This window comes from Streptomyces sp. NPDC059454 (assembly GCF_042749965.1).
Classification (GTDB): Bacteria; Actinomycetota; Actinomycetes; order Streptomycetales; family Streptomycetaceae; genus Streptomyces.
On the sequence record NZ_JBHYVC010000079.1, the window covers coordinates 26,777 to 34,553 of the forward strand.

At 72.5% G+C, this 7,777-nt stretch carries 7 protein-coding genes and 1 rRNA gene; 5 read left to right on the forward strand and 3 right to left on the reverse strand.

The genetic code is table 11. The annotated features are described in order from the left end of the window. Complete coding sequence (gene mtrA, locus ACFXAE_RS32850) at window positions 1-690, reverse strand: two-component system response regulator MtrA (protein WP_004930665.1); 690 nt, start codon at window positions 688-690, stop codon at window positions 1-3. 4 nt (window positions 691-694) lie between these two features. After that, the gene (mtnA, locus tag ACFXAE_RS32855; protein WP_384722243.1) at window positions 695-1,843 is read right to left on the reverse strand and encodes an S-methyl-5-thioribose-1-phosphate isomerase; all 1,149 of its coding nucleotides are present in this window, start codon (window positions 1,841-1,843) and stop codon (window positions 695-697) included. A 140-nt stretch (window positions 1,844-1,983) separates the two neighbouring features. Between mtnA and ACFXAE_RS32860 the strand changes: the two genes are divergently transcribed. The 5 genes from ACFXAE_RS32860 to ACFXAE_RS32880 are packed head-to-tail and all read left to right on the forward strand — an operon-like array spanning window position 1,984 to window position 7,600. Then, window positions 1,984-3,345, forward strand: coding sequence for a glycerophosphoryl diester phosphodiesterase membrane domain-containing protein (locus ACFXAE_RS32860; protein WP_384722246.1), 1,362 nt, complete (start codon window positions 1,984-1,986; stop codon window positions 3,343-3,345). A 4-nt stretch (window positions 3,346-3,349) separates the two neighbouring features. Continuing rightward, window positions 3,350-4,108, forward strand: coding sequence for a DUF4129 domain-containing protein (locus ACFXAE_RS32865; protein WP_384722249.1), 759 nt, complete (start codon window positions 3,350-3,352; stop codon window positions 4,106-4,108). Next, window positions 4,105-5,301 carry a DUF4350 domain-containing protein gene (locus tag ACFXAE_RS32870; RefSeq protein ID WP_384722252.1) on the forward strand — a complete coding sequence of 399 codons (1,197 nt, stop codon included), beginning with the start codon at window positions 4,105-4,107 and terminating at the stop codon, window positions 5,299-5,301. Before ACFXAE_RS32865 ends, ACFXAE_RS32870 begins: the two co-directional genes overlap by 4 nt. After that, on the forward strand, window positions 5,301-6,290 hold the full coding sequence (locus ACFXAE_RS32875) for an AAA family ATPase (RefSeq protein ID WP_384722255.1): 990 nt from the start codon (window positions 5,301-5,303) through the stop codon (window positions 6,288-6,290). The genes ACFXAE_RS32870 and ACFXAE_RS32875 overlap by 1 nt, the downstream gene beginning before the upstream one ends. Then, window positions 6,290-7,600, forward strand: a complete 1,311-nt coding sequence (locus ACFXAE_RS32880) for a DUF58 domain-containing protein (RefSeq protein WP_384722258.1) — start codon at window positions 6,290-6,292, stop codon at window positions 7,598-7,600. The genes ACFXAE_RS32875 and ACFXAE_RS32880 overlap by 1 nt, the downstream gene beginning before the upstream one ends. Before the next feature lie 95 nt (window positions 7,601-7,695). On the opposite strand, the gene rrf is transcribed toward ACFXAE_RS32880, so the two are convergent. After that, a 5S ribosomal RNA gene (gene rrf / locus ACFXAE_RS32885) occupies window positions 7,696-7,777 on the reverse strand; the annotation flags it as partial.

The window sequence follows — 7,777 nt, forward strand, 5'->3', positions numbered from 1 at the left end:
TCAGCTCGGTCCTGCCTTGTATCCGACACCACGGACGGTCACCACGATCTCCGGCTTCTCCGGGTCCTTCTCGACCTTGGAGCGCAGCCGCTGCACATGCACGTTCACCAGCCGGGTGTCCGCCGCGTGGCGGTAGCCCCAGACCTGCTCGAGCAGCACCTCACGGGTGAACACCTGCCACGGCTTGCGGGCGAGCGCGACCAGCAGGTCGAACTCCAGCGGCGTCAGCGCGATCGACTGCCCGTCCCGCTTCACGGAGTGCCCGGCCACGTCGATCACCAGGTCACCGATGGCGAGCTGCTCCGGCGCCGGCTCCTCCGACCTGCGCAGCCGCGCCCGGATACGGGCCACCAGCTCCTTCGGCTTGAACGGCTTCACGATGTAGTCGTCGGCCCCGGACTCCAGGCCCACCACGACATCGACGGTGTCGCTCTTCGCCGTGAGCATCACGATCGGCACTCCGGACTCCGCCCTGATCAGGCGGCACACCTCGATGCCGTCCCGGCCGGGCAGCATCAGATCCAGTAGCACCAGATCGGGCTTGGCCTCGCGAAAAGCGGCCAGCGCCTTGTCGCCGTCGGCTACGAAAGACGGCTCAAAACCTTCACCGCGCAGCACGATGCCGAGCATCTCGGCCAGTGCGCTGTCGTCGTCGACGACAAGGACTCGTCCCTTCATAAACGACATCATCCCATTAGCTAATCGTTACCTGGCGTGACCTGGCACACAACGTCGCCAAAGCCTCGGCTGTCACGGGCGAAACGGCACCCTCTTCGGTGACGATCGCCGTCACCAGCTCCGGTGGCGTCACGTCGAACGCCGGGTTGTACGCCTGGGTGCCCAGGGGTGCCACCGGAATCCCCCCTCCCGCTTCCGTTCCGGCCACCGGCACCTGCGGTGCCGTGACCTCCGTCACCTCATGCCCGGGACGCTGTTCCACCTCGATGGACGCCCCGTCCGGCGTCCGGAGATCCACTGTCGTCACCGGTGCCACCACGATGAACGGCACATGGTGGTACCGCGCGAGCACCGCGAGCGGATAGCTCCCCACCTTGTTCGCCACCGAGCCGTCGGCCGCGATGCGGTCCGCGCCGATCAGCACCGCGTCCACCTCGCCCGCCGCGAACAGCGATCCCGCCGCGTTGTCGGTGAGCAGGGTGTACGCCATGCCGCTGCGGGCCGCCTCGTATGCCGTCAGGCGAGCACCTTGCAGCAACGGACGCGTTTCGTCCACCCACAGGCGCCGAAGCCGTCCCACCCGGTGTGCCGCCAGCGCCACCGCGAACGCCGTCCCCTCGCCGCCCGACACCAGCGAACCGGTGTTGCAGTGCGTGAGGATCCGGTGCCCGCCGCCGGGCAGCAGCTCGTCGAGGAGCGCCAGCCCGCGCTCGGCCATCCGGGCACTGGCTTCGGCGTCCTCCCGGTGCAGCTGCCGTGCCGCGGCCAGCGCGGCCCCGGCCGCCTGCCGGGCATCCCCACCACGGGCGAGGACGGCCTGGTGGGCGGAGCGCGCCCGGTGTACGCCGACGGCGAGGTTCACCGCGGTGGGCCGGGCGCTCTCCAGCGCCGACGCCGCGTCGTCCACGTCGTAGCCCCGTACGGCGGCGAGCGCGACGCCGTAGGCTCCCGCGATGCCCAGCAGGGGAGCACCGCGCACGGCGAGCGAGCGGATCGCCTCCACCAGCGCCGACGCGTCCGTACAGACGAGTTCGACCTCCTCGGCCGGCAGCCTCGTCTGGTCGAGCAGGACCAGGACGGGGCCTTCGGGTGGCTCTTCCCAGCGCAGTGCCGGGATCTCGGTCGGCCGTTTGTCATCGCCGCTGTGTGCGTACTGATCAGCCATGCGGCCAGTCTGCCCCCTGTCGCACGGACAATAGAAGGCAAGCAGCCCTCACCTCGGCAGGTCGGTTGATGACCACCCCATGGCACGATGGCTGCCAAGCCGCCGCCGCGACCGCGGACGGGCACCGTGAAGGAGCGACGATGAACGACACTCCGGGCTGGGCCTCGCCCGGATCCGCCCCGTCCGAAAGGCAGGAACCGGGCGCGTCCGGTCCTGCCGAGCCCGCCGGCCGTCCAGGCCCCCAGCACCCCTCCGACCAGCCCCAGCAGCCGGGCCAGGCCCCGCAGGACCCGGGCGCGAAGTGGTCGAAGGATCAGCCACCACCCGGCCAGTGGTCCGCACCCACCGGCCCGCCCGGTCCCACGGACCCGGGCCAGACTCCCCCGCCCCCACCACCCGGCCCGGGTTGGGGTGCCCCTCCGCCCGGCGGTCCGGGTGGTTACGGCGGCGGCCCCGGCGGACCCGGTGGGTACGGTGCCTGGGGAGGTAACTGGGGCGGCGGCTGGGGCGGCCCCCCGCCCGCGGCCAAGCCCGGCGTCATCCCGCTCCGCCCGCTCGGCGTGGGCGAGATCCTCGACGGCGCCGTCTCCACCATGCGCACCTACTGGCGCACGGTCCTCGGCATCTCCCTGACCGTCGCCGTCCTCACCGAGATCGTCGTCGTGCTGCTCCAGGGCCTCGCCCTGGACACCTCCAGCACCGCGGTGCTGGGCGACCCCAGCGCCACCCTCGACGAACTGACCGACGCCATGGGCGACGCCCTGCTCAACTCCGGCGTGGTCTTCCTGGTCACCCTGATCGGCACCGTCGCCGCCACCGCCCTGCTCACGACCGTCACCAGCCGCGCGGTACTCGGCAAGTCGGTCACCACCGGCGAGGCCTGGCGCGACGCCCGTCCCCAGATCGTCAAACTGTTCGGCCTGATCTGCCTGCTGCTGCTCATCACCGTCGGCATCATGGCCGTCGGCGCGCTGCCCGGCTTCCTCGTCACCCTCGCCGCGGGCGACGGGGCCGGCATCGCCCTCACCGTCCTGGGCCTGATCGGCGCCGTCGTCGTCACCCTGTGGCTCATGATCCGCCTGTCGCTGGCCTCGCCCACGCTGATGCTGGAGAAGCAGGGCATCGTGAAGGCGATGAGCCGCTCCGCCAAACTGGTGCGCGGCTCCTGGTGGCGGGTCTTCGGCATCCAGCTGCTCGCGACGATCATCGCGAACGTCGTCGCGTCGATCATCGTCATCCCCTTCACCTTCCTCGCCGCGGCCGTCGGCGGCGACGGCGTCTCCGGCTTCCTCAACAGCGCCGGCGGCGACATGGGCTGGACGTTCCTCATCGTCAGCGGCATCGGCGCGGTCATCGGCTCCATGATCACGTTCCCGATCACGGCCGGCGTCACCGTGCTCCTCTACGTCGACCAGCGCATCCGCCGCGAGGCACTCGACCTCGAACTGGCCCGCGCCGCCGGCGTCCAGGGCCACGGTCCCGGCACCACCCCGGGGAGCTGACGGCGTGACCGCCACGGGGGGAGTTCTCACAGCCGTACAGGCACTGCCCGCAGCCGCCGACACGGCCGTACGCCTGCTGCTGCGCGGCGACGACGAGCCGCCCGTCACCCTCCCGCGCGACCCCGCGCGGGAGGCGGCCCGGCGCGAACTGTCCAAGGGCAGGTACCACGAGAACGATCCCAGCTGGTTCCAGCAGGCCCTCAACGCCTTCTGGGAATGGGTCGGCAAGCTGTTCGGCGCCGCCTCCACCGCGACACCCGGCGGCACACTCGGTCTGGTCGTCATCATCGCGGCCGTGATCGCCGTCCTGGGCGCCCTGTGGTGGCGCCTGGGCACCCCGCGACGCCAACCGACCTCGGCCCCCGCCCTGTTCGACGACCGCCCCCGCAGCGCCGCCGAACACCGCGCGGCCGCCGAGGCGCACGCCGCCCAGGGGCACTGGAACCAGGCCGTCCGGGAACGCATGCGGGCCGTCGTCCGCGCCCTGGAGGAACGCACCCTGCTCGACCTCCGCCCCGGCCGCACCGCCGACGAGGCCGCCGCGGAGGCCGGCCGCGCCCTGCCCGCCCACACCACCCGGCTGCACACCGCCGCCCGCGCCTTCGACGACGTCACGTACGGCGGCCGGGCCGCCACGGAACAGTCGTACCGGCAGCTCACCGAACTCGACCGCGACCTGGAACGCACCAAACCACAGCTCGCGGCCGGCGGCAGCAGCACCCACAGCACGGACGCCAACGCCCGCCAGGGAGCCGCCGGATGACGACCGAGGTCACGCTCCCGCCCACCTCGGCCTCGCCCACCGCACGCCAGGTGTGGACCCGCGCGCGAGGCATCGCACTGGCGCTGGTGCTGCTGATCGCGGCGGCCGTCGCCATCGCCGTGATCCGCTCCGACACCCGGCACGGCGAACTCGACCCGCGCTCCGCCGACCCCTACGGCAGCCGCGCCGTCGCCGAACTCCTCGCCGACCGCGGTGTGGACACGCGCGTGGTCACCACCCTCGACGGGGCCACCACCGCAGCCGGCCCCGACACGACCCTCCTGGTCGCCGTCCCCGACCTGCTGTCCGCACCCCAACAGTCCCGGCTGCACTCCGCCACCGCCGAATCCGGCGGCCGCACCGTCCTGGTCTCCGCCGGCAGCGCCTCCGTCGAACGCCTCGCCCCCGGCGTCACCGCCGACCCGGCCACCAGCTTCGACTCCACCCTCTCCCCCGACTGCGACCTGCCCGCCGCCCGCCGCGCGGGCACCGCCGACACGGGCGGCATCCGCTACACCACCATCCATCTCACCGCCGACGAGTGCTACGCCAGCGAGCGCCTCGCCACCCTGCTGCGCATCCCGGCCCCCTCCGGCGACGGCGACACCGTCCTCCTCGGCGCGCCCGACATCCTCCTCAACGACCGCCTCGACGAGCACGGCAACGCCTCGCTCGCCCTCCAGCTCCTCGGCTCCCGCCCTCATCTGGTCTGGTACCTCCCCTCGCTCGCCGACGCCTCCGCCACCTCCGAGGAGGGCGAGCGCGGCTTCTTCGACCTGCTCCCCTCCGGCTGGCTGTGGGGCACCCTGCAACTCTTCATCGCGGCAGCCCTGGCCGCCCTGTGGCGGGCACGCCGACTCGGCCCCCTGGTGCCCGAGAAACTCCCCGTGGCGATCCGCGCCTCCGAAACCGTCGAAGGCCGCGCCCGCCTCTACCGCAAGGCGAACGCCCGCGACCGCGCGGCCGGCGCTCTTCGCTCCACCACCCGCACGCGCCTCGCCCCCCTCGTAGGCGTCCCCGTCTCCCAGGCGCACGCGCCCGAGGCCCTGCTCCCCGCGCTGTCCGCCCACCTCCAGGGCGACGGACAGTCCCCGCACACCCTCCTCTTCGGCCCGCCCCCGGGCGACGACGCCGCACTCATCCAGCTCGCCGACCACCTCGACGCCCTCGAAAGAGAGGTACGCCGTCCATGATGGACCCGACCACTGACAACGCCGCGCACACCGGGGACCCGGCCGCCGCCAGGGCCTCCCTGGAGGCCCTGCGCGCCGAGATCGGCAAGGCCGTGGTCGGCCAGGACCCCGCGGTGACCGGCCTCGTCGTCGCCTTGCTCTGCCGCGGCCACGTCCTCCTCGAAGGCGTCCCCGGCGTCGCCAAGACCCTCCTCGTCCGCGCCCTCGCGGCCACCCTGGAACTCGATACCAAACGCGTCCAGTTCACCCCCGACCTGATGCCGAGCGACATCACCGGCTCCCTGGTCTACGACGCCCGCACCGCCGAGTTCTCCTTCCAGCCCGGCCCGGTCTTCACCAACCTCCTCCTCGCGGACGAGATCAACCGCACGCCTCCGAAGACCCAGTCCTCCCTCTTGGAGGCCATGGAGGAACGCCAGGTCACGGTCGACGGCACCCCCCGTCCCCTGCCCGACCCCTTCCTGGTCGCCGCGACCCAGAACCCGGTCGAGTACGAGGGCACCTACCCCCTTCCCGAAGCCCAGTTGGACCGCTTCCTCCTCAAGCTGACCATCCCCCTCCCCTCCCGCCAGGACGAGATCGACGTCCTCACCCGCCACGCCAAGGGCTTCAACCCCCGCGACCTGCGCGCTGCCGGCGTGCGCCCCGTCGCGAACGCCGCCGACCTGGAAGCCGCTCGCCGCGCGGTCGCCGACACGACCCTCTCCCCCGAGATCACCGCCTACGTCGTGGACATCTGCCGCGCCACCCGCGAGTCGCCGTCCCTCACCCTCGGCGTCTCCCCGCGCGGGGCCACCGCCCTCCTGGCCACCGCCCGCGCGTGGGCCTGGCTGACCGGCCGCGACTACGTCATCCCCGACGACGTGAAGGCCCTCGCCCTGCCCACGCTCCGCCACCGTGTCCAGCTCCGCCCGGAGGCCGAGATGGAAGGAGTCACAACCGACTCGGTCATCAACGCGATCCTCGCCCACGTCCCCGTCCCCCGCTGATGGCCCCCACCGGACGCGCCGCCCTGCTCGCGGCCCTCGGCTCCCTTCCCGTCGGCATCTGGGAACCCGGCTGGACGGGCATCCTCGCCGTCAACGCCCCCCTGGCGGTGGCCTGCGCCTGTGACTTCGCCCTGGCCGCCCCCGTACGCCGCCTCGGCCTGACCCGCTCCGGCGACACCTCGGTACGCCTGGGCGACACCGCCGACGTCACCCTGACGATCACCAACCCGTCCCACCGACCGCTCCGCGCCCGGATCCGCGACGCCTGGCCCCCGAGCAGCTGGCAGCCCGGTACGGAGGTGGAAGCCTCCCGCCACCGCCTGCTGGTCCCTTCGGGTGAACGCAGGCGCCTCACCACCCGCCTGCGCCCCACCCGCCGCGGCGACCGTCAAGCCGACCGCGTCACCATCCGCTCCTACGGTCCCCTCGGACTCTTCGCCCGCCAGGGCACCCACACAATCCCCTGGACGGTACGTGTCCTGCCGCCCTTCACCAGCCGCAAGCACCTGCCGTCCAAGCTGGCCCGCCTGCGCGAACTGGACGGCCGCACCAGTGTGCTGACACGAGGCGAGGGGACGGAGTTCGACAGCCTGCGCGAATACGTCCCCGGCGACGACACCCGTTCCATCGACTGGCGCGCCACTGCCCGCCAGTCCGCGGTCGCGGTACGCACCTGGCGCCCCGAGCGCGACCGCCATATCCTGCTTGTCCTCGACACGGGCCGCACCTCCGCGGGCCGAGTCGGCGACGCGCCCCGCCTGGACGCCTCCATGGACGCGGCCCTGCTCCTGGCAGCCCTCGCCTCCCGCGCCGGCGACCGCGTCGACCTCCTGGCCTACGACCGTCGCCTGCGCGCCCTCATACAGGGCCGCACGGCCGGCGACGTCCTCCCGTCACTTGTCAACGCCATGGCCACACTCGAACCCGAGCTCGTCGAAACCGACGCCCGGGGACTGACGGCGACGGCACTCCGTACGACGCCTCGCCGTTCACTGATCGTGCTGCTCACCACTCTCGACGCGGCCCCCATCGAGGAGGGCCTGCTGCCCGCCCTGGCCCAGCTGACCCAGCGCCACACGGTTCTCCTCGCCTCGGTGGCGGACCCGCACATCGCCAAGATGGCCAAGGCACGCGGAAACACCGACGCGGTGTACGAGGCGGCGGCAGCAGCCCATGCCCACGCGGAACGCGACCGCACCGCGGAACAGCTCCGCCGCCGTGGCGTCACGGTCGTGGACGCACCCCCGGAGGAACTGGCCCCGGCGCTGGCAGACGCATATCTGGCATTGAAGGCGGCGGGACGCCTGTGATTCACGAGGGCGGGCTGGGTTTCATTGGCCCTGCCTCGCCCTGTAAACGCAGAAGACCCCCGTGCCGAATGGCACGGGGGTCTTCTCCAATATTTGTTCGGCGGCGTCCTACTCTCCCACAGGGTCCCCCCTGCAGTACCATCGGCGCTGTAAGGCTTAGCTTCCGGGTTCGGAATG

Bases quoted from the DNA above. Each gene is read 5' to 3' on its own strand.
- mtrA (WP_004930665.1), bottom strand. From the start codon at position 690: ATGATGTCGTTTATGAAGGGACGAGTCCTTGTCGTCGACGACGACAGC.
- mtnA (WP_384722243.1), bottom strand. From the start codon at position 1,843: ATGGCTGATCAGTACGCACACAGCGGCGATGACAAACGGCCGACCGAG.
- ACFXAE_RS32860 (WP_384722246.1), top strand. From the start codon at position 1,984: ATGAACGACACTCCGGGCTGGGCCTCGCCCGGATCCGCCCCGTCCGAA.
- ACFXAE_RS32870 (WP_384722252.1), top strand. From the start codon at position 4,105: ATGACGACCGAGGTCACGCTCCCGCCCACCTCGGCCTCGCCCACCGCA.
- ACFXAE_RS32875 (WP_384722255.1), top strand. From the start codon at position 5,301: ATGGACCCGACCACTGACAACGCCGCGCACACCGGGGACCCGGCCGCC.
- ACFXAE_RS32880 (WP_384722258.1), top strand. From the start codon at position 6,290: ATGGCCCCCACCGGACGCGCCGCCCTGCTCGCGGCCCTCGGCTCCCTT.